The organism is Coriobacteriia bacterium (assembly GCA_018368455.1).
In the GTDB taxonomy this organism is placed as follows: Bacteria; Actinomycetota; Coriobacteriia; order Coriobacteriales; family UMGS124; genus JAGZEG01.
Window position 1 is genome coordinate 127,782 of the sequence record JAGZEG010000002.1, and the last position, 20,550, is coordinate 148,331.

16 protein-coding genes and 1 tRNA gene are annotated in these 20,550 nt (G+C 65.1%); 6 read left to right on the forward strand and 11 right to left on the reverse strand.

Annotated features, from left to right (window positions below):
* Complete coding sequence (locus KHZ24_01815; protein ID MBS5449941.1) at window positions 1–705, reverse strand: haloacid dehalogenase-like hydrolase; 705 nt, start codon at window positions 703–705, stop codon at window positions 1–3.
* A 203-nt stretch (window positions 706–908) separates the two neighbouring features.
* Window positions 909–985, reverse strand: a tRNA-Asp gene (locus KHZ24_01820).
* 241 nt (window positions 986–1,226) lie between these two features.
* On the opposite strand from KHZ24_01820, the gene KHZ24_01825 reads away from it, so the two are divergent.
* The gene (locus KHZ24_01825) at window positions 1,227–2,729 is read left to right on the forward strand and encodes a DHA2 family efflux MFS transporter permease subunit (protein ID MBS5449942.1); all 1,503 of its coding nucleotides are present in this window, start codon (window positions 1,227–1,229) and stop codon (window positions 2,727–2,729) included.
* A 326-nt stretch (window positions 2,730–3,055) separates the two neighbouring features.
* Here the strand turns inward: KHZ24_01825 and KHZ24_01830 are convergent, their stop codons facing one another.
* Window positions 3,056–4,447 carry a radical SAM protein gene (locus KHZ24_01830; protein MBS5449943.1) on the reverse strand — a complete coding sequence of 464 codons (1,392 nt, stop codon included), beginning with the start codon at window positions 4,445–4,447 and terminating at the stop codon, window positions 3,056–3,058.
* A gap of 557 nt (window positions 4,448–5,004) precedes the next feature.
* On the opposite strand from KHZ24_01830, the gene KHZ24_01835 reads away from it, so the two are divergent.
* Genes KHZ24_01835 through KHZ24_01845 form a run of 3 tightly spaced genes read left to right on the forward strand, consistent with a single transcriptional unit; the run spans window position 5,005 to window position 7,766 of the window.
* Entirely contained in the window at window positions 5,005–6,531 is a 1,527-nt protein-coding gene (locus tag KHZ24_01835; GenBank protein MBS5449944.1) for a molybdopterin-dependent oxidoreductase, read from the forward strand.
* Window positions 6,532–6,562: 31 nt separating this feature from the next.
* Window positions 6,563–7,426: a molybdopterin-dependent oxidoreductase gene (locus KHZ24_01840; protein MBS5449945.1), complete on the forward strand. Its 864-nt coding sequence runs from the start codon at window positions 6,563–6,565 to the stop codon at window positions 7,424–7,426.
* A 55-nt stretch (window positions 7,427–7,481) separates the two neighbouring features.
* The gene (locus tag KHZ24_01845; GenBank protein MBS5449946.1) at window positions 7,482–7,766 is read left to right on the forward strand and encodes a sulfite oxidase; all 285 of its coding nucleotides are present in this window, start codon (window positions 7,482–7,484) and stop codon (window positions 7,764–7,766) included.
* 160 nt (window positions 7,767–7,926) lie between these two features.
* On the opposite strand, the gene KHZ24_01850 is transcribed toward KHZ24_01845, so the two are convergent.
* Window positions 7,927–8,802, reverse strand: coding sequence for a MerR family transcriptional regulator (locus tag KHZ24_01850; protein ID MBS5449947.1), 876 nt, complete (start codon window positions 8,800–8,802; stop codon window positions 7,927–7,929).
* A 450-nt stretch (window positions 8,803–9,252) separates the two neighbouring features.
* Entirely contained in the window at window positions 9,253–9,648 is a 396-nt protein-coding gene (locus tag KHZ24_01855; GenBank protein MBS5449948.1) for an SDR family NAD(P)-dependent oxidoreductase, read from the reverse strand.
* 50 nt (window positions 9,649–9,698) lie between these two features.
* On the opposite strand from KHZ24_01855, the gene KHZ24_01860 reads away from it, so the two are divergent.
* A complete protein-coding gene (locus KHZ24_01860; GenBank protein MBS5449949.1) occupies window positions 9,699–9,932 on the forward strand; it encodes a hypothetical protein in 234 nt (77 codons plus the stop codon).
* Between the two features lie 118 nt (window positions 9,933–10,050).
* On the opposite strand, the gene KHZ24_01865 is transcribed toward KHZ24_01860, so the two are convergent.
* Together KHZ24_01865 and KHZ24_01870 are read right to left on the reverse strand one after the other, a co-directional pair.
* The gene (locus KHZ24_01865; protein MBS5449950.1) at window positions 10,051–11,805 is read right to left on the reverse strand and encodes a carbon starvation protein A; all 1,755 of its coding nucleotides are present in this window, start codon (window positions 11,803–11,805) and stop codon (window positions 10,051–10,053) included.
* The gene (locus KHZ24_01870) at window positions 11,806–12,582 is read right to left on the reverse strand and encodes a hypothetical protein (protein MBS5449951.1); all 777 of its coding nucleotides are present in this window, start codon (window positions 12,580–12,582) and stop codon (window positions 11,806–11,808) included.
* A 696-nt stretch (window positions 12,583–13,278) separates the two neighbouring features.
* Here KHZ24_01870 and KHZ24_01875 point away from each other — a divergent pair.
* A complete protein-coding gene (locus KHZ24_01875) occupies window positions 13,279–14,982 on the forward strand; it encodes an FAD-binding protein (GenBank protein ID MBS5449952.1) in 1,704 nt (567 codons plus the stop codon).
* 679 nt (window positions 14,983–15,661) lie between these two features.
* On the opposite strand, the gene pth is transcribed toward KHZ24_01875, so the two are convergent.
* The 4 genes from pth to KHZ24_01895 form a co-directional block, all read right to left on the reverse strand.
* A complete protein-coding gene (gene pth, locus KHZ24_01880; protein ID MBS5449953.1) occupies window positions 15,662–16,252 on the reverse strand; it encodes an aminoacyl-tRNA hydrolase in 591 nt (196 codons plus the stop codon).
* 248 nt (window positions 16,253–16,500) lie between these two features.
* Window positions 16,501–17,475, reverse strand: a complete 975-nt coding sequence (locus KHZ24_01885; protein MBS5449954.1) for a ribose-phosphate pyrophosphokinase — start codon at window positions 17,473–17,475, stop codon at window positions 16,501–16,503.
* A 199-nt stretch (window positions 17,476–17,674) separates the two neighbouring features.
* Complete coding sequence (gene glmU, locus KHZ24_01890) at window positions 17,675–19,114, reverse strand: bifunctional UDP-N-acetylglucosamine diphosphorylase/glucosamine-1-phosphate N-acetyltransferase GlmU (protein ID MBS5449955.1); 1,440 nt, start codon at window positions 19,112–19,114, stop codon at window positions 17,675–17,677.
* Window positions 19,115–19,764: 650 nt separating this feature from the next.
* A complete protein-coding gene (locus KHZ24_01895) occupies window positions 19,765–20,451 on the reverse strand; it encodes a methyltransferase domain-containing protein (GenBank protein MBS5449956.1) in 687 nt (228 codons plus the stop codon).
* Window positions 20,452–20,550: the final 99 nt, after the last annotated feature.

Consider the following 20,550-nt stretch of genomic DNA (forward strand, 5'->3'; position numbering starts at 1 on the left):
CTACTTCCACATCAGCTGAGGCCAGCCGCGACGTTCGGCCTCACGACGCAGCGTGGGACCAGGGTCGACGGCAAAGCAGGAGCGCGCCATCTCGAGAAGAGGCAAGTCGGTGTAGTGGTCGCCGTAGGCCCGGACAACCTCCCAGGCGCCTTCGCCAAAGCGCTCGTCAGCAAAGGCCTGCACGCGCCGCACCTTTTCGGGGCCCGCCGTGACCTCCCCCTGGACGCGCCCGGTAAAGTGCCCCTCCTCGTCGCGCTCCATAAGCGTAGCGAGCGCAGCATCAGCCCCCAAGTAGGCGCAGGCGGCCTGAGCGATAGCGTTGAATGTGGCGGAAACGATAATGGTGAACTCGCCCGCCTCGCGCCGGCGACGCAGCTCGGCGATGCCGTCTTTGCGATAGAGCGGGACCATGACTTCGTTGTGAAAGTCGCGCATGATCTGCCCAATGCGCTCGGAAGGCAGCGTACGCAGCTCCTCGAAGATGATCTCGCGCACCTCTGACTGGCGATAGGGCAGGTGTAGCTTGTAGCGAACGCCCCACCAGGCCGCCTTGGAGCCGGCTTTGCCCGACAGCAAGCGATGCCGGAGCAGGTACCGCAGGACGAGCGTCCCCGACTGGCCATCGAGTAACGTTCCGTCAAGGTCGAATACCGCGATGCGCGTGCACGCCTTCTCCACAGGCTTCTGGCGCCGTGCCTCGTCCATCGCTCCCCTCCCGTTAACACTACTCGACCCGCATTGGCTCTCCACCATGCAGCGTGCACTAAGACGCGCGAGTTTGGAACGCGCCACTCTCCCGCGCAATGATGCCCTGCGCCGACGGTTTCACATCCGTGGCCTTTGCTGCATTCATCTCGTGAACACAAAAAAGCCCGAGGCCGTAAGACCTCGGGCTTGGCAAGTCGCTATGGCGGGATGGACGGGGATCGAACCCGCGACCTCCGGCGTGACAGGCCGGCGCTCTAACCAGCTGAGCTACCACCCCATAGCTGCGACGCTCGGTGCCGGTGAAGCTCGTCGGCGTTCCCTTGCGTGCTGCGGGAGGTATTCTTGCATACCTTTACCCGCCTTGTCTAGCAAAAGTTTTCGGAACTTTTTGATCGCAAGTTATCCACGATTTCCCGACAGGAGCGCGAGTAGAGTACGAAGGACAAGACGGGGAGGTGGGGCGTACGGCAGGCAGGAAAGAACAGGCGCATCGCGAGCAGCCCAACGCCGCCCCGGCGGTGGCAACGGCAAGCGCACCCGATCGGCGGGCCGCGCCCGCGTCCTCAGGGCCGTCGCCCGTCACCAGCCAGGTCCCCCGTCCCGCAGAGACGCCCGCTCCCGATGACCCGGATGCGTTTCCCTACGGCCTGACATCCCGACTCGCCTGGGCCATCCTGGGCGCCATGGTCGTCGGACAGATGGCCTCGGCGCTTAACGCCTCAACGATGACGTCATCGCTTCCGGTCATCATGCGCGAGTTCGGAATCACGCCCAGCCAGGGCCAGTGGCTCACGACGACGTATACGCTGTTCCTCGGCGTCATGGCCCCGCTCACGGCCTTCTTTATGACGCGCTTCCGGCTGCGGCCACTGTTCTGCTCGGCGCTCGGCGTGTTCGCGCTCGGCGCGGCCATCGGAGCTCTGCAGGACAACTTCGTCGTGCTCGTACTCGGACGCGTCGTGCAGGCATGCGGCTCAGGCATCGCCATCCCCGTCGTCCAACTCGTCGTGTTCCGCATATTCCCCTACCACCGACGCGGCGAGGCCATGGGCGTCGCGATGATGGCCGTGTCCATCGCCCCCGCCGTCGGGCCCGTGCTCGCCGGGATTCTCACCGACACACTCGGCTGGCGCAGCATCTTCTCCATCACAGGCGCCATGGCAGCGCTGAGCATCGCGGCCTCGTTCGTCATGCTGCGCCGCGTGCCTGACGACGCCCGCCCCTGCCACCTGGACGTCCCCTCGTTCGTACTCTCGAGCGTCACAGCCATAGCCATCGTGTTTGGGCTGTCTGACATGGGTACGTTCGGGCTGGCTGCCCCCCAGACGTGGGGGCCCGTGCTTGTGGGCGTTGCGATGGGCGCGGTGTTCGTGCGCCGGCAGCTACACATCGACGAGCCCCTGCTCGACGTACGCACGCTGCGCAACGGGCCATTCGCCCTCGCATGCGTCGCCGTCGTCCTGCTGCAGGGCTCCATCCTGGCCATCAACGCGCTCGTGTGCCTGTTCGTGCAGGATGCGCAGGGATACTCCGCCACGCTGTCGGGCCTCACGATGCTCCCCGGCGCGCTGGCCATGGCCGTGCTCTCGCCAATCGCCGGACGCCTGCTCGACCGGAACGGGCCGAGGCGCATCGTCATCGTGGGGTTCGCGCTGATGATCAGCGCGTCGGGACTGCTGTCGACGCTCGAGCCGGACAGTCCGCTATGGATGCCCATCGCCTTTCAGACGCTGCGCTTCTCGGGAACGGCCTGCCTCAACCAGGTTCTGACGACGTGGGGCATCAACCAGCTCGGCAACGCGAAGCAGGGGACGGCCGTGTCAAGCACGTTGCGCATGACGGGCGCGGCGGGCGTCAACGCAGCGTTCTTCTCGATGATGGACCTCATGACGCCGGCAATGGGAGAGGCGGCGGCCATCACGACGACGTTCAGCGCGATGAACGCTCTGCAGGTGACGCTCGCCGTCGTCGTGCTGGGGCTCTTCTTCACGAGGATGCGAAAGGCGGCGGCGCGGGCATAGGCCGGCGAGGAGCGACGCTTTCGTGGCCCGAAATGCCGATCGTGAATAGGCGGCATCTGGTGCGCGGTTGACGGGATTTCGTAGGGATCCGCAAAGTTAAGCTGTGCCGTACGATTGTGCAGGCCGGAAGCTAACTTGCGGAGTCGCACGGCGGCCCGAGGGGAGGCGCCCCCAGAGGGCCCCATACACGGCTCGACTTTTTGGCCGCATACCCGCCGCGCGTCTGCAAAGTCACGCTTTCCCCAGTGGGGACGCCTACCTCACGCGAGCCCAGCGTGCCCCGGTCCAACCGCGAGGCAGCGAGCAACCGGACCGGGGCGCATCTCTTACAGCTGAGTGCCGTCGCCAAACGTGAGCTTGCTCTCCTCGCCCTTGAGCGCGGCGCGGGCCTGGTCGCGCAGGTTGTTGAGGCCGCTGAGGAACTGGCGGTACATGACGAGCGTCAGGTAGCGGCCCATGGGCGTCAGCGTGAGCTCTTCGGCCGTGTTCGTCGCGAACGCCTTGTTGGCCCGCATGAACGTCATCTCCATCGGCAGGCCGGCCTCGACAGTGCAGCCGTAGCGGCGCTCGAACGCCTTCTTGTCGAGGCGCAGCTTGTAGAGCTCCACGAGGAAGCTGTAGCGCATGAGGTCGCGCTTGCTCATGACCGACTTGCCCATAATGGACATATGGCTGGCGTCGATGGCCGCGTTGTAGTCCTTGATGCTGAAGTTGTTGACGTAGAGGTTCCCGTTGAGGTGCGTGACAGAGCCGCTGCCGATAGCAGGATACTCGTCGTAGTTCGTCTGGTACTCCTCGATGTGCGCCGGCTTGGCCTGGGCACCGTCACCCGCCGAGCGCCCGCCGCAGATCATGTCGCCCGCGCCGGCCTGCGCCCCCGCCGCGGCAGCCGAACCATCGTTGAGGCTGAATGTCCAGATCGTGCTGCGGTGGTAGCGCGGATTGTCGCCGCCAGCCAGCGTGTCGTCGATGATGCGATAGAAGCGGTACTCGCGATCCCAGTCCATCTTGCCAAGCGTCGCCTGCATCTTGCGCGACGTAGCTGACGAGACGTAGAGCGGCGAGAACGTCGTCTGCTTCGCGTTGATCTCGATAAGCGTCTCGAGATCCTTGCGCAGAATGTCCTCCGTCTGCGAGGGGAAGTTGAAGATCATGTCGACGTTGAGCAGGTCGAAGTAGGGCTCGGCCTCGGCGATGCGCTCTTTGATCTCCTCGCCACTTCCGTACTTCTCGTAGCGGTCCATCTGCTTGAGCAGGTCATCGTTGAAGCTCTGGACACCGACGGACAGGCGCTGGACGCGACCCGTGAGCTGCTCGAGGTAGGGCTTCGTGAGGTGGTTGGGGTTCGTCTCGGAGGCAACCTCCTTGATGTCCCAGGTCTCGCGAGCCAGGTCGAGCGTCTTGCACAGCTCGTCGAGCAGGATCGTGGGCGTGCCACCGCCGCAGTAGATGCTCTCGATGTCGTAGCCGAGGTCCTTCACCATGAGCATCTCTTTGCGCATGTGCTCGAAGTAGGGGCGGGCGATGTCCTCACGGAAGGCGTAGCGGTTGAAGCTGCAGTAGGGGCAGAGGCGCTCGCAGAACGGCACGTGCATGTAGAGCATGTAGCGCTCGCCCGGGTTGGGAGCCGGGAAGAACTGCTCGTCAGTCGGCTTGAGCGCGAGCTCGCGCTTCGTCATGACCTTGATGACCTTGGTGAGCATGCGCTCTGAAAGCATGGCACTTCTCCTGCCTACGTGGAGCCTGTGTACGGTTTTAGGCGCCTCCTCCCGGTGGTGACCGGGGCAAGAGACGCGTCACTGAGCCGTAGCATGCCACAAGCGCGGCCCTGAGGCGACGGGCGCAAGCGGCACCATAGAAGATGCCCGCGAGAAGGGGCGACGGGAGCGGGCGGGGGTCGCGAGGCGCGCGGACAGCCGAGACCCACAGAGCACCCCGACACCCAAACCTTCGCAGACACCCAAAAGCGTGCCCCAGGGGCACGGCACAACAGACGTCCTTCAGGCCTCACATGAGGCGGATTTTGAGCAACAGGTGGAGATAAATGAGCAGCGATGGCGGCCCTTACGAGGATACGCGCTCAAAAACGGGGCGCCCCTCCCCCGGAAAGTAGCCTCTTGCGCAAGCCCAAGGGGCACACCGTATCGTACTCGCCCAACCTTTCGTCGGATCGTCTGCGCCCGCCCGCCAACGCGGCACGCCCTGCAAGGTGGCCCACTCGACAACGCCGCAACGCCGCCGGAAGGCATAGCAACCCTTGAGGGAGGAGAAGCACATGCAACCAAAAAAGAGCAGAAGGGCAACGCTCGCGCTTGCGCTGTGTCTTGCCGCGACACTCGGGCTAGGAGGGGCCTCTGCCGCCTCAGCAGCCGAGGAGTCGCCATCCGGCGAAGACGTCTACACCGTCTATGCACCTGAGGTGACGCGCCTAGCTGACGGCACCCTCGTCCAGCGCACGCCCACCGAAGGCGACAACCACACAACGCTCGACACATCCTACACGTACCACCTGCCTGAGGAAAACGTCCCATACAACACGTATTACCTCAAGGCCGACGCCCGAGGGTGCAACTCTTGCCATCCCGATCTGGCCGAGCTGCTCAACACAATGACTTACTCGCACGTTGACATCACGAACGACTACGGCATTCAGACCACCGTACAAATGTGCATCGACTGCCACACAAGCGTATTCAGCTTCGGCTACATCACGAACCAGGAGTCGTTCGGATCCCTCATCCACGGTATCCACAGCACGGGCCAGGCAGACTGCTGGAACTGTCATGTTGCGACGGGCTCCGGTGATGGCATGCAGCTGTGGGACGAGGCCAAGCACGATCAGCTGCGCGGGATCGTGCCCATAGCTGACGTTCAGGGCGTCTTCTCTTACGATCAGGACCTCACGACGCCCATCGACAGCGTTTTCGACTTCGACTGGAATAGCTACGACCTGGACTACCTGCGCCACGACAAGACGGCAGAGAACGCTCCGCTCGACAAGGAGACGTTCGACTCATGGACCATCACCGTCACCGATCTCGACGGCAAGACAACAACGTGGACGCTGCCCGACATCATCGAACAGTTCGACAGCGTCACGCTTCCGCTCAAGATGCACTGCGTGTTCAACCCGACGGGTGGCCCCCTCATCAGCAACGCTGTCTATACCGGAGTTCCGCTCAGCGCCCTTCTCGAGGCGGCCGGGATTGATCCCGATAGCAAGGATTTTGGCGGGGTGCAGGTCAGCGCCCCCGACGGATTTACGGGCACGGCGGTAAAGGACAAGTACTACAGCGACGTCTACCTGTGCTACGAGATTGACGGGGAGCCTCTTCCCTGGGCACAGGGATATCCCGTGCAGGTTATTGTGCCCCATGCCGGTGCCGGCCAGTGCGTCAAGCAGGTCAGCGACATCTCCGTCCTTCCGGCCTCAGAAGATGAGGAGGACTCCGGCAGCGGCGGCTATCAGCCCATCGCCGGCATCTTCAACTTCAGCGAAGGCCAGGTCATCCAAACGGGCCAGCCATACGAGTTCAGCGGGTACGCAGACGCCATGGACCAGAAGATCGTCGCGGTTGAGTTTTCGATGGATGGTGGCGCCACTTGGACGCGCTTCGACACGTCGGATTCCACGCCTGACAACTGGGTCATCTGGCACTTCTCGTTCACTCCCGAGACTGACGCCGCCTATGTGCTGTCTGTCCGATGCGAAAGCGAGAGCGGCCTCGTGACGGAGGAGCCCGTTGAGATCATGTTCAACGCGACCTCCGACATGTCCGCCATCGAAGAAAACGCAGCGTAGACGACCTCGCAAGAGGAGAAGGAGCGTCCTCATGAACGCAAAGCGCAACGCAACGAGCGCATTTGGCAAACAGGGAGCACTGGCTGGCACAGTCGCACTCGCCTCGATAGCGACGCTCGGACTGGCGGGGCACATCACACTCGCCAGCGAAGCCGCAGGCACGATCCAGGCAAATGCGCCCGGCGCAGAGGCATCGGTCAGGGAAGCGCCCACATGGAACGCCCCGACGAGCCTTCGCTCGATCCACGATATCCAGGGGGCATTCGCCTGGGATCAGGGCGTGAATACAGACAACGCGTCGCTATCCAAGTCACTTTATGGCGCATCGCGCGTGCTTTGCGGAGCACAAGTTGACGAAGCGAACGCAGGAGGGCTATCCCGCGAAGTTGAGACCGAGGGTACGGTTGACGCCATCTGTCAGATTCTTGTAAACGGCAATGTTGCCAACCCCGGTGCCTACGACGTCGGGCAGCTTGAGGATCAGGCGCCTGTCAGCATAACGATGGGCTGCACGTGTGCCGGAAATCCCGCAGACGGTCTGGCGAGCGCCAATGCAGCGGTCGAAGGCTTTGAGCTGGCAGCGCTCGTCGAAGCGGCCCAACCAACAGAGGAGGCCAACACAATCACGCTCGTTTGCTCTGACGGCTACGAAGTCGCCATGCCGCTCTTCTACGTGTTGCAGCACCGTGGCATCGTCGTGACCGCGCTGAACGGCGAACCGGCGATGGAGGCGGTGGGCTGCGCAAACCAGCTGTGGCTCGGCGGTACGTCGGCCCGATCGTTTGCACGCGACATCGTGGAAATCCTCATCACCGAACAGGACGAGCCGCCGGCACCCCCGACCATAGGAGCCGAGGCGAACCAGCCCAACGTGGGGATCGTTGCCGGCGCATAGACCAGGCGCCTGCTAGACACAGGCAAAACGAGCAAGCACCCGGAGGTGGATTGGCTTGATTGGGACAATAGCCGGTCGCGTGGGACAACAGGTTACGGTTCAGGGGTATGCGCAGGATTTTACGGCGCCCATCGCGCGGATGTTGTTTTCCGCAGACGGAGGTGCCACGTGGGCAGGCCATGCGACCGAGGGCGCCGATCTCGACCGCAACGTAAACTGGTCGTTTTCGTTTACGCCCCCTGAGGCAGGCGACTACGAGCTGCTTATCCGTGCCGAGTCCGCCGACGGGCGCCTGACCCCCGAAGCCGGTCGCGTTCATATCAAGGTTGCGCTCACGTAGGAGGTTGATGGGCACCGAAGAGGGTTGCTCCCCCTTCGGTGCCGCAACCCAATCGACACAAGGCAGAGTCGGCCCTCTACGGAATCGGCTCTGTCTTGTGGCAGGCACATCGGCGAGAACGGGCATAGGCCCTGATGCGCTTGGCATACAGGAGCCCTACTTAGTCAAGACGCACGGGAATGGCTAGCTTAAAGAACATCTCACGACCCTCGCAATGAAAGGCGGGCGTTTCGGCGATAACCTGGCCATAGTAGTCACCCGCCACGTGAAAGCCACGCTCGGCAACATAGTCTAAAAGCACGCCGAGGCCTTCGAGCTCGGCGTTACGGCCATCGCGTCCCGAGTAGCCCGATTTGTACATCGTTGCATACTCGCCAGCGGGAAACGTCTGCGCTTCACAACAGCGAGCAACCTCGTCAACATCAATAAAGACAAACGAAGCGTCCAGATTGAATTCCCGCCGCTCAAGGTCGTCCCGTGCAATGCGACACCCCACGTGATGGAAGATCGACAGAGGCAGCCCGCGATCAATTATGTGCCGCTTTGTGTAGCGAAGATTGAGCTCCCATTCACGCATTGCGGTGACAGCATCATCAGCAACCCTCACCGAAGCCGGGTTGAGAATCGGGAACGTCAGCATATGCCGAGCAGGCAGGTGCTCAAGAATCGGCATGTCATAGATGGGCTCGTGATGGCACCAGCGGCAGTTGGACAGTAGCTGCTCGGCATTCTGGCGGGCAATGAGTATGTCGAGCGCCTGCCACTTAATGGCCTCGAGGCGCTCAAGCAGCACGGCAGACAGCCCGCGCTGATCATGGTCAAATACCTCCTTGATGCGAGCAAGGGGCACGCCGAGGTTTTGGAGCTGCTGAATCAGGTCAACTGTCGAGCACTGGTCAAGCGAGTAGAAACCGTAGCCGGTCTCCTCGTTTACGCGCGCGGGCACAAGGAGCCCCATCTCGCGATAGAGACGCAGCGTCTTTTTGCTCACACAATTGAGCTCGGCGAAGCGGCCCGTTGAGATATCTGCTTCCATCAAGGTGTTAGCCTCCGCCAAGATGCCCGCCACATATGGGGACACCCATCTTGCCCCCGACCCGTCTGGAGTGTATCACGGGGGCAGTCGGCGGCATCGAGACAGAGTGGCCGGGCGCTGCACGCCGCAGAGGGCAAATGTGGACAAGGCCAGGCATGGATGCGCTCCGAGCAGGCAGCCGAGACCCAGAGCAGTGGGAAACGGGCCCCAGATGGCCAAAAGTACCTAGCTTTGCGAGTCCTCGGGGCGCTCAGAAGCCCCCGCGAGGTGTCAGCGCGAGAGAAAGCCCAGGTGGACGTCGGCAGGGGCCCAGCTTTCGAAGGCATGCATGCCGAATTGACTCGCAAAGCTGGCCACTTTTGGCCACGGGGACATTGGCTGCCCTGCTCTGCCCTCGCGAGTGGCTCCGAAAGGCGGAAACGGTGCCAGAGGGCCCCGGACCACGCCCCCTTATGCCTGAGGGGGCACGTCAACCGAGGCTGCAAGCTCACCCATCGTGCGGAAGCTCTCGAGGCGCTCCTCCGTGACGCGGATCGTCTCGGACAGGGCGCGCTCCCCCAGCACGAGACGCAATGGCGCGGGCTCCACCTCGACGCTCTCGACGATGCGCTCACACATGAGCGCGGGGTCACCCGGAGCAAGACCCTTGGCCAGGTCAAGCATGTCGAGGAAGCCATGGCAGCTCGCGTACTCGGGCATGAGCTCCGCCACTCGGGCGCTCCCATAGCGGAACTCCGTGCGCGCCCCGCCTGGCTCGACGATCGTCACGCCGATAACAAACTGCGCGACCTCCTGGGCAACGGACTCGCAGAAGCCCTCGATGCCGAACTTCGTAGCGTGGTACATGCTATTGGCTGCATGGTCTCTCGACCGAGACGCTGGAGCAAGCCCGCTTCATGGTGGCGGGTAACCGCGGCTTCCTGCCGGTGGAGCGGCGCGAAGACGCGGCCCCGTCGGGTACCGTCATCCGCCGCATCCCGCTCGTGGGGCCAAACCCCGACGGGGCCGCGAGGACGAGCGGGCCGCGCCTACGCCACCTGAGCCACGACTACTACGCCTTCTGGCTCAAGGCGCGTACAAGCCCCCTCGTCGAGGAGTTTGCCGACATCCTCGCTAGCCTTTTCGCGTAGGATACGGCCCGCAAGCACACGCAAAGAGGCCGGCCACCTCCGCAAAGGAGATGACCGGCCTCAAACTAGCTGCGACGCATGCGCTTGAGATGGGGCCGCAAGCGTGTCCCGGAACCCCTTACGCCTGGGCGACCTTCTTGCCGCCGAAGATGACGCGCGCACCCTTGACGGCGAGCACGATGGCCAACACGAACAGCAGTGCGCCGATGACGAGTTGCAGCACGTTGGCCAGCGTGATCGCGCCAGCGATGACGGCCGTCAGCTTGGCCCACACGGTCATGGCGAGCGACGTCAGCGTCACGAGCAGCATGAACACCATCGGGATGTAGAACATCTTGTTGTTCTTGCCCGCGTTGCCCAGCCACGCGCACACGGCGAGCAGGCCAAGGGCGGCCAGCAGCTGGTTGGCAGCACCGAACAGCGGCCAGACGAGCTGGTAGCCGGTGATGCCCAGCGCCACGCCCAGCACGACGGTGATGACCGTCGCGACCCACGGGTTCGTCAGCACTTTACGCCAACCGGTGAGATCGCTCGGCTCCACGCCGGCCGGGGTGAACAGCTCCTGGAACATGTAGCGAGCCAGGCGCGTAGCCGTGTCGAGCGACGTGAGGCAGAACACGGACACAGCGAGGATGAGCAGCGAGTACGCGATGCCCTGCGCGCCGGACAGGCCGGGGATGAGTGCGAGCATCTTCGACAGGCCGTCAGCGAATACCTGCGTCGGCGAGGCGTACGTACCGTCCATGTAGCCGGTGAACACGAAAGCGACGGCGCACAGCGAGATGATGGCGACGAGGCACTCGAGCAGCATGCCGCCGTAAGCGATGGGCTGGGCCTCAGACTCGCGATCGAGCTGCTTGGACGTCGTGCCCGACGCCACGAGGCTGTGGAAGCCCGAGATAGCGCCGCACGCGATAGTGATGAACAGCGCCGGGAACAGGAAACCGGTCGTGGCGACGCGGCTCTCGCCCTTCTCGGCGACAAAACCGGTGAACGCGGGGATGTCCAGGTTCGTGGCACCGCCCATGATGCCAGCGCCGATGATGCCGACGAGCGCCAGCGCAATCATGCCGTACAGCAGATAGCTCGACAGGTAGTCGCGCGGCTGCAGCAGGATCCACACCGGGGCAACGGATGCCACAAGGATGTAGATGCCCACGATGATCATCCACGTCGTGTTGTCGAGCGAGATGATAGGCAGGTTGTAGCCGATGAGCACGACGGCCACGATGACGACGAGGGCCAGGCCGATGTTCACCGGGCCGGGGATGTTGCGGCCGCGCAGGGCGATGCCCCAGATGACGGCGGCAACGATGAACAGTAGGGAGATCATGGCCGTCTGGCGGTTGGCGAGGTTCGTCGCCTCGACGGTGGCGGCGTTGGCGGCCGTCGGGTCAACGGGAACCACGGCGAACGTGCCGGCAACGATGGACGCGAACGCGGCCACGACGAGGATAAGCGTGAGGTAGGCAAAGACGCAGAACAGCTTCTTGGCCGTGCCGTCGATGTTCTCCTGGATGACGGTCGCCAGCGTCTGGCCCTTGTGGCGAATCGAGGCGAACAGGGCGCCAAAGTCGTGCATGGCGCCGAAGAAGATGCCGCCGATGAGCACCCAGAGCAGCACGGGCACCCAGCCGAACACCGCGGCCTGGATGGGGCCGTTGATGGGGCCCGCGCCGGCGATGGACGAGAAGTGGTGGCCGAGCACGACGTAGGGCTTGGCGGGAACGTAGTCCACGCCGTCCTCGAGCTCGTGCGCGGGCGTGGGACGATCGGCCTTGACGCCCCATTGCTTGGCAAGCCACCCGCCGTAGAAGATGTATCCCACGACGAGGACGACGATGCCTACGATCAGGATCAGCATGGCGTTCATCTAGATGTCCTCCTTCTCCAGTGTCGCGCAGGAAGTGCGCAGGGGCAGATCTATCGCAGGCGACGAGGCGGCCATGTTCGCCTCGAGCGTCGTACGCAGGGTTTTGCCCGCGCCGTTCGTGATAACGGCCGAGCGGATGGCCCTCGGGGGGCGAGAAGGGCGGGAGCCGAACAGGCGGGCCCGCGCCGGGGAGGTAGGTGCGCGGCCCACGTCGGAGCCGGAGGCTGCGCGAGAAAGATTGATAGCCGCGAGGCGCAGGTCGGTCCAGCCCCACACGCCGAAGCGGTAGTTCTTGCGGTACCGCGTGGAACGCAGGACGCGGGCCGCCTCTTCGTCCACGGCGTCAGCAACGAGCACGAGGCCAACATTCGTAGACATGTGGTTGGGAGCCGGATGGACGAGCTCTGCCACGGCGGCGTCTCGCATGAAGGTGACGTAGTTAGCGAGCAGGGCAGCGCTTAGGTGAGGGACGGCGTCAAACAGCAGGTGCTCGCCGGTATCGACCTCCCAGAGCTTCGCCTTCTTTGAGAGGACATACTTCTCGCCATGCTCGCGGTACGTCGCATGGCCCGCAAAGCGGCGCCCGGCGATAAGAGCGGGGCCCTCGACATCGAACCAGCCCTCGTGGGCCGCAAGAAGGGCTCGCACGACAGCCTGGGCGCCGGCGCTCGGCATCTGGATAGGATCGACAGGCGCGGCAGCGTCGAGCTCCGCCTCGCGCGCGTACAACGAGTCGTAACAACAGGACGCCGTCGAGGGGGCCATCGTGGATGCCATGTCTGCACCTCGCTTCAACAAGATAGGGGACCTACCAGCGATTTTGATGGCTGAGCATGGTATCAGCGATCCCGATTGGCATGTTCAGAAATCTTAATGTGACCTTAATGCTCGGTCAGCGAACCGTATGGCGGGGCGGGCGGCTCCCCACGTGTGCGGCCGACACCGCAACCTCACACCGTCAGCACCGCAAATCAGGAAAAAGGCGAGGCGTTCTGGCCAAAAGTGGGCCGCTTTGCGAGGCTCTTGTCGAGAAAGCGTGCTGCCGCGGGGCTCGAGCGGGTTCCTCGCCCGCCGGCGCTCGGCAAAATCGCAGGTCGCCGAATCTGCTCCTGCGGATGGGCACCTCACGTCCCCAGGGTGATCTCGCAAAGCACGGTACTTTTGACCAGAGGAGGCCCTCTTTTCTCGTTTTAGGGGCCCACCAAGCCGATCAGCGTCATCGCGCAAGGACGCCCCAAGCATCTGTCCCGCATGCGTCGCGCGGCCAAAACGAGGCGCGCTCCCCCGCTCTTGACAGCGCATAACCGCAGGTAAATTGCCTCATACTATGCATCGTAGGAGCCAGGCGGGCACGTTTCATACGCATGCTCGCACATGTCGATTCCCCGAGCCCGTAGAGTTCTCCTTGGTATGCGCGCCCCGAGCATCAGCGTCGAGGCGTTACGCAATCCCTTCAATCAAGGAGGACGTCACATGAGCACTGAGAACATCTCCCGTCGCGGGTTCGTCGCCGGCGCCGCCGGCCTGGCTGCCGCCGGTATGGCTGCGGGCGCCGCAAGCGCCTTCGCCACCGAGGGCGAGGCCACGCAGGCCGCTGCAGCGACCCCCGCGTTCCTGGACAAGCCCGCCGTCCCGACCGACGTCGTCGAGGAGAAGGACTGCGACGTCCTCGTCATCGGCATGGGCCTCGCCGGCACGGCCGCCTTCAAGGCCGCGGCCGAGAGCGGCGTCAAGACCATCGCCCTCGAGAAGCAGCCCGAGGACACGTACTCCGTCATCTACATGGCCGGCGACTTCGGCGTCGTGGGCTCGAAGATCCAGAAGGACCTCGGCATCGAGTGGGCGCCCAAGACCGTCATCATGCACGAGATGCAGAAGGAGTGCACGAGCCGCATCGACCCGTGGATGCTGAGCTACTGGTACGACCACTCCGGCGAGGACTTCGACTGGTTCGTCGAGACCGCCGACTTCGAGGTGCTCGAGTCCACGGCCGCCGAGAAGAAGACGGACAAGGAGTTCTACATCCGACCGAAGTGCTTCCCGCCGCTCGAGGGCTATGACTACTCCGAGGAGTTCTACCCGTACTACCACGGCACCATCACGACGAACCCGAACATGCAGTGGGCCTGCCAGGCCGCCATGGACGCCGGCAAGGCCGCCGGTGGCGAGATCGTCTTCGGCGCCGCGGGCGAGCAGCTCATCCAGGACGAGAACGGCACGGTCATCGGCGCCTACGCCAAGACCGACGCCGGCTACATCAAGGTGAACGCCAAGGCTGTCGTCCTGACGTGCGGCGACTACGGCGCAAACCAGGCCATGAAGGAGTACTACGCCCCCGAGTACGCCGACTACGGCGGAGGCGTCGACACCGGTGACGGTCACCTCATGGGCATCTGGGCCGGCGGCATCATGGAGAATGGCCCGCACGCCCCGATGGCCCACCACATGGGCGCCGCGCTGGGCGTGGATTCCTACCTGATGCTCAACAACCTCGGCAAGCGCTTCATGGACGAGGACGTGCCTGGCCAGAACATGACGCAGATGCTGTGCCGCCAGCCCGTTTCGACCGACCCCGAGAAGGCCGAGGCCGACATCCGCTCCTACCAGATCTTCGACAGCGCCTGGCCTGAGCAGATCCAGTACATGCCCGACGGCCACGGCTACACGAACCACTTCGTGGCCGACGAGGACGTCGACAAGTACCCACTCGTGCTGAGCGGCTTTGGCCTGGGCTGGACGACCCGTCAGATGGTCGAGGACGCCGTCGACTACAAGGCCGACACGCTCGAGGAGCTCATTGACATGATCGGCCTGCCCAAGGAGACGGCGCTGGCCGAGATCGAGCACTACAACGAGCTGTGCAAGGCTGGCGAGGACACCGACTTCTACAAGATGCCCAAGCGTCTGTTCGCCCTCGAGAACCCGCCGTACTTCGCCTGCGCCTTCAGCGCGAGCAAGTACATGCTCGTCATGATGGGCGGCCTTGAGTGCGACCACGAGCTGCGCGTCACCGACGCCACGGCTAAGCCGATCCCCGGCCTGTACGTCGCCGGCAACAACCAGGGCCGCCGCTTCCTGGTCGACTACCCGGTCATCGTCGCTGGCATCTCGCTGGGCACGGCGCTGACGTTCGGCCGCCTGGCCGGCACGAATGCCGCCGCGAGCGTGAACGCGTAAGGAACGCCGCCTGCCCATCTGGCGCGACCAACCAGCCCGCCCGGTCCTCTCTCGCGAGGGGGTCGGGCGGGCTTTTCGTATGCGGGCGGGCGGCGGGTGGGACGGTCTGCACGCCTCGGGCCGATTCTCGGCCAGGAATCCCGCTCGTGCATGCCGCCTCTGGGAGCCGGCGCAACGGCGCTCGGGAAAAGCCCAGGTCGCGCGATTCCGAGTGGGCGGGCAAGCGGGCCCGGGCTCGGGCGACACATGCACGAGCGGGATTCCTGGCCGCGAAGGCGCGCCGTCCGTGCAAAACCAGCGTAGAGCGGGCGTTTTCGAGCGCGTGCAGCACGTACACGAGCGCAGTTCTTGACCGTCAGGGCATCTGGAGCCTGCAGGATCGGCGCAGAGCAGGGCAGTCGGGCTCCCCCGGACGCAAACGGCGCATGCACCAGTGGGATTCTTGGCCGCCCGAGCGCCCGGGGCGCGCGAGGTCGGCGCGGGGCCAGCCGCCGGACAATCTCGGGCTCGGGCGGCGCGTGCATGGGCGGGATTCCTGGCCGCTCTTGGCCCGGGACGCGAGGGGCGGCAACGCGGGGCCGTAAAGCGGAGCGCCCTGGAGCCTGGGGCGCGGGACCAGCGGCGAACCGGCCGCGCCCCCGCGCCGTCCGCACGGGGTCGGCGCGCCCCGGGGCTCGCCTTACTTTCCGCCGAAGCGCGCGAGTGCGGCGGGGAGGCCTTGCTCCAACGCGAGCCGGGCCGCCGAGGCCGCGTCAGCCACCGTAACCTGGAAGTCCTCGAGGTCGCGACCGCGCAGCTCCTTGAGCACGAAGTCCGCCGGCGCCATGCGTCCCGGCGGGCGACCGATGCCCGTGCGCACGCGCGGGAAGTCGTGCGTACCCAGCTTGTCGCACAACGAGCGCAGGCCGTTGTGCCCCGCATGCCCGCCGCCCATGCGCACGCGCACGGCTCCGGCGTCGATCTCGAGCTCGTCGTGGATGACGAGGACGCCCGCGGCAGGCACGCGATACTCCTCCGCCAGCTTCTTGACGGGACCGCCCGAGCAGTTCATGAACGCCTGCGGCTTGACGAGCACAATCTCGCGCGGGCCACCTCCCGACGCAGCCGCCGATGAGCCAAGCGCGACCTCGGCAACAAGCGCGCCAGGCTTCGTCTTCCAATAGCTCGCGCCCAGCTCCCGTGCCAGCTCGTCTATCGCGAGAAAGCCGGCGTTATGTCGCGTCGCGGCGTATTCCGCGCCCGGGTTACCCAAGCCGACAACCATGCCGATGGGCGCCCCCGCAACGGACTTGCCGCCGGAACCGGAGGCACCGCCCTTGCCGCGGCCGCCCTGACCGTCTCGCCCGTACGAACCCATGGAACTACCTCTCGTTCCTCTTCCTCATGCGGCGCCGGGCGAACCCATCCCCCCGCGCGCATTCTCGCAGCAAAAAGCCCCGGCAGCGCAAGGTATCCGCCGCCGGGGCCATTGTCTGTTGCTCTGAGCCAGAATTTGCCGGCGTCTCGCTCCCGTAGCTCTTAGAACTCGGGGTTGATGCCGAACATGCCGGACACCGACGACTCGGTGTACACGTTCTGGATGGCGCGGGCCAGCTCGTCGGCCAGCGAAAGCACCTTGAGCTTGGCGCACGCGGCGCAGTGCGCGTCCTGCGGCACGGAGTCGGTCACGACGACCTCCTCGATGGGCGCGTCCATGAGGCGATCGCACGCCGGGCCCGACAGCAGGCCGTGCGTGGCGCTCACGTAGATATCGCCCGCGCCCTTGGCCTTGAGCTCGCGCACGGCACCGCACAGCGTGCCAGCCGTGTCGATCATGTCGTCGTTGATGATGCAGGTGCGGCCCTCGATCTCACCGATGATGCCCATGACCTCGGCCTGGTTGTGCGCCGGACGGCCCTTGTGCGCCACGGCCAGCGAGCAGCCCAGCATGTCGGACAGGCGCTTGGACGCCTTGACGCGGCCCACGTCCGGCGAGACGACAACCGTATTGTTCATGTCGAAGCCCTTGGACTTGTAGTAGTCGGCGAACAGGGGCAGCGCCGTCAGGTGGTTCACCGGGACATCGAAGAAACCCTGGATCTGGCCCTGGTGCAGGTCGACAGTGATGACGCGGTCGATGCCAGCCGCCTCGTACAGGTTGGCGACGAGACGTGCCGTGATGGGCTCGCGAGGAGCGGCCTTGCGGTCCTGGCGGGCATAGGCGTAGTGCGTGATGACGGCGGTGACGCTGCGGGCCGAGGCGCGCTTGGCGGCGTCGGCCATGACGAGAACCTCCATGAGGAGGTCGTTGACCTTCTCGCCGGCCTCGGACTGGATGATGAACACGTCGCTACCGCGCACGCTCTCGGGATAGCGGGCATAGATCTCGCCGTTGGCGAACGTCTCGAGCTGCAGCGGGGCAAGATCCGTACCTAGCTTCTCGACGATAGCCTGGGCCAGGGGCCGGTTGGACGACCCCGCAAAGATGTTCATACCCTTCTCGATGACTGCCATGTGAACGAATGCACCTCTCCCTTTGATGAGAACCCGACCGACGAGGACGACGCATGCAAAACGGAGCCGCCGGTGAGCAAACGTGCGGGCTCAACCGGCGGCACATTCTCTGACATGCATCTTACACGCGGCAACGTGCGTCTTACACGGCACATACGAGGTTCATGGTATGTGCCGAGGGGATGGCGGACGCCTCGGTTTACTCGTCGCGCTGCTCGCGCTTCCAGCGAGGCAGCCAGCCCTCCTTGACGATCTGCCGCCCGCGCGCCACGGCGAGCGCCCCGTCGGGAACGTCGGTGGTGATGACGCTGCCGGCACCCACCGTGCAGTCGGAGCCGACGTTCACCGGCGCCACGAGCATCGTGCTCGATCCGACGAACGTGCGGTCACCCACGGTAGTCGCCCACTTGTTGCAGCCATCGTAGTTGCAGGTAATCGTGCCCGCGCCCAGGTTGACGCCCTCGCCGATCGTCGCGTCGCCCACGTAGGAAAGGTGCGGAACCTTGCTGCCGCGTCCGATCGTGGACTTCTTGATCTCAACGTGCGTGCCGGCCTTAGAGCCGTCCATCATGTGCGCGCCGGGGCGCAGGTAGGCACGCGGCCCGCACTCGACGTTGTCGTCGACGATCGCACCGACAGCCACCGTCTCGTCAAGCACGCTCGCTGTGCCGACGCGCGTGTCCGTGAGGCGCGAGTTCGGGCCGATGATGCAGTCCTCGCCGATCACCGTGATGCCCATGAGCATGACCTGCGGCAGGATGGTCGTGTCGCGACCGATGCGCACGTCGGGACCCACCCACACACTCGTGGGGTCGACCATCGTGACGCCCTGGGCCATGAGGGCCTCGTTGATGCGCGCCTGCATGACGCGCGTGGCCTGAGCGAGCTGGACGCGCGAGTTGACGCCCATGAGCTCGTCGGCATCCTCGCAGTTCAGCGCCGCCATGGGGCTGCCGGCCTCGCGCAGGATGCTCACAAGGTCCGTGATGTAGTACTCGCCTTGGGCGTTGTTGGGCGTGAGCTCGCCGACGTGAGCCGCGAGCAGCGCCGCGTCGAAGCAGTAGACGCCGGCGTTGCACGTCGTGACCTTGGCCTGCTCGGGCGTACAGTCCTTCTGCTCGACGATGCGCTCGGCTAGGCCGTCGGCGCCCGTCGTGACGCGGCCGTAACCCGTGGGGTCGGCGTACTCCATCGTGAGGAGGGCACCGCCGAGAGCCTGCGCGTCAGGCGACGCGGTGGCCACCTCGACGAGGCGAGCGAGCGTGGCGCCGCGCAGCAGGGGTGTGTCGCCGCACAGCACGAGAACGGGGCCCTCCGCGATGCCCGTCTGCTCGAGCGCCACGCGGATGGCGTGGCCGGTGCCGAGGCGCTCCGTCTGCTCGACGCATTCGACGTCGGACTCGCCAGCCAGCAGGGCGCGCACCTCGTCGGCGTGGCTGCCCACGACGACGACGATGCGAGTGCAGCCGGCCTCACGCGCAGCCTCGACGACCCACAGGATCATGGGGCGGCCGAGCACCTCGTGGACGACCTTGGCGTGCTTGGACTTCATGCGCGTGCCTTCGCCCGCGGCCAGGATGATGCCCGTGAGCTGGGGAGTATCGGCCGGCTGCTGCGCGGCCTCAGTCTGGTTCGCCATGGTATATCCGCCTCTCAACGTCTGGACGCCGCCGGGGAACGCGCCCCTCGCCCGCGCAATAGGCGAGCGAGCTGCGGCGTCCCTGGGCAGCGCTTACTGTCGGTTTCCCGGGACCAGACGCGCCCGTGGCGACGTTCGGCCCCATCATTGCCGCGTCAGTGTACCCCGTCGGCGCGTGCGTCGCGTGGAGAGAGCGGACGGGCGGCAGAGGCCAGCTCCGTCAGGCGCGACATGGCGTGAACGCCTCAGCCACCCGCACGCCCTAGAGGGTGCCCGGGAGCGAGCTAGAAAGGAATAGGCGCAGTGGGAGGCCTGCTGATGCCATTGCCCGCGCTCACGAAATCCAAGGCATCATCCGATAGGCGCTCCCCCTGGGACGCTTCTTCGGTGCCATCGCACACGGGGGAGTCACCGCGAGCAGCTGGGCAAGAAGCGGCGCCTGCAACAGTCGACTCGGAAGCCCTCCGCAAGGGAAGCGCGTCGGAATTGGCAGTCATGGGGCGGTCCTTCCCTCTGAGGAGCGTTCTCTCCAACTCGGGATACGATATGAGCGCCCTGGCCGGAAGGCAGGCAAACTTCCGCGAGCAAACGCGGCGACATAGGGAACGAACGCCAGCAGCGGGCGAGCACGGGAGCCCAGCGTCTCCGGCCTACACCCAAGCTTGTACAACAGCACTCGCAAAAGCGTAGGGCGCGAGCGCAGGATCGGCGTCCTCGCGCTCGGGGCGAATCGGGGCAACATCCGAGCAAGCCACCTGCGAAAAGCCCGCCACACGCAAGGCCTCTTCGAGCGCCGCCCGCATCGGGGCAGCACCGAACGCGTTGCCCGCGAGCATCAACCGAGCAGCAAGCTCAGCCGGCAGCTCTTCGACAGCGAGCAGCGCGTCCAGATAGAGATAGCCTCCCGGAGCAAGCACGCGTGCGATCTCCCGCAGGGCAGCCGCGCGATCAGGCAGCACGTTGAGTACGCTGTTGATGATGGCGACGCCGACGGAACCGTCTTCGACACCCGCCGCCCGCAGATTATCGGGGCGCGCGACCGCTAGGCGCAGGTGATCGCGCCACCGCGCGCCCGCCCAGTGCTGTTCGGGAGCACGGGCGATTGCCTTCTCTATGTGCGCGAGCGATGAGTCGAGGCCGATGACGAAACCACGCTTCCCCACGAGCTCCGCGAGTTTGAACGCGCCCAGACCGCCGCGGCACTCCAGGTCGAGGACGTGCTTCCCCTCCAGTTCAGATGCCGGAGGCAGCACCATGGCACACCGGTTGTAGCGGCGGCTTCCCCGCTGGATACGCCCGGCTCGTGCTGCCTCACGAGATGTGTCCTCGATCCCCATGGCCCCATCAGCCTCCCCCGCGTGGGCACACCCGTAACTCGAGCCATGCCCGCGCGAATACCGCGCGCCAAACGCCGCCGCAACTAGACAGCAGGCTGC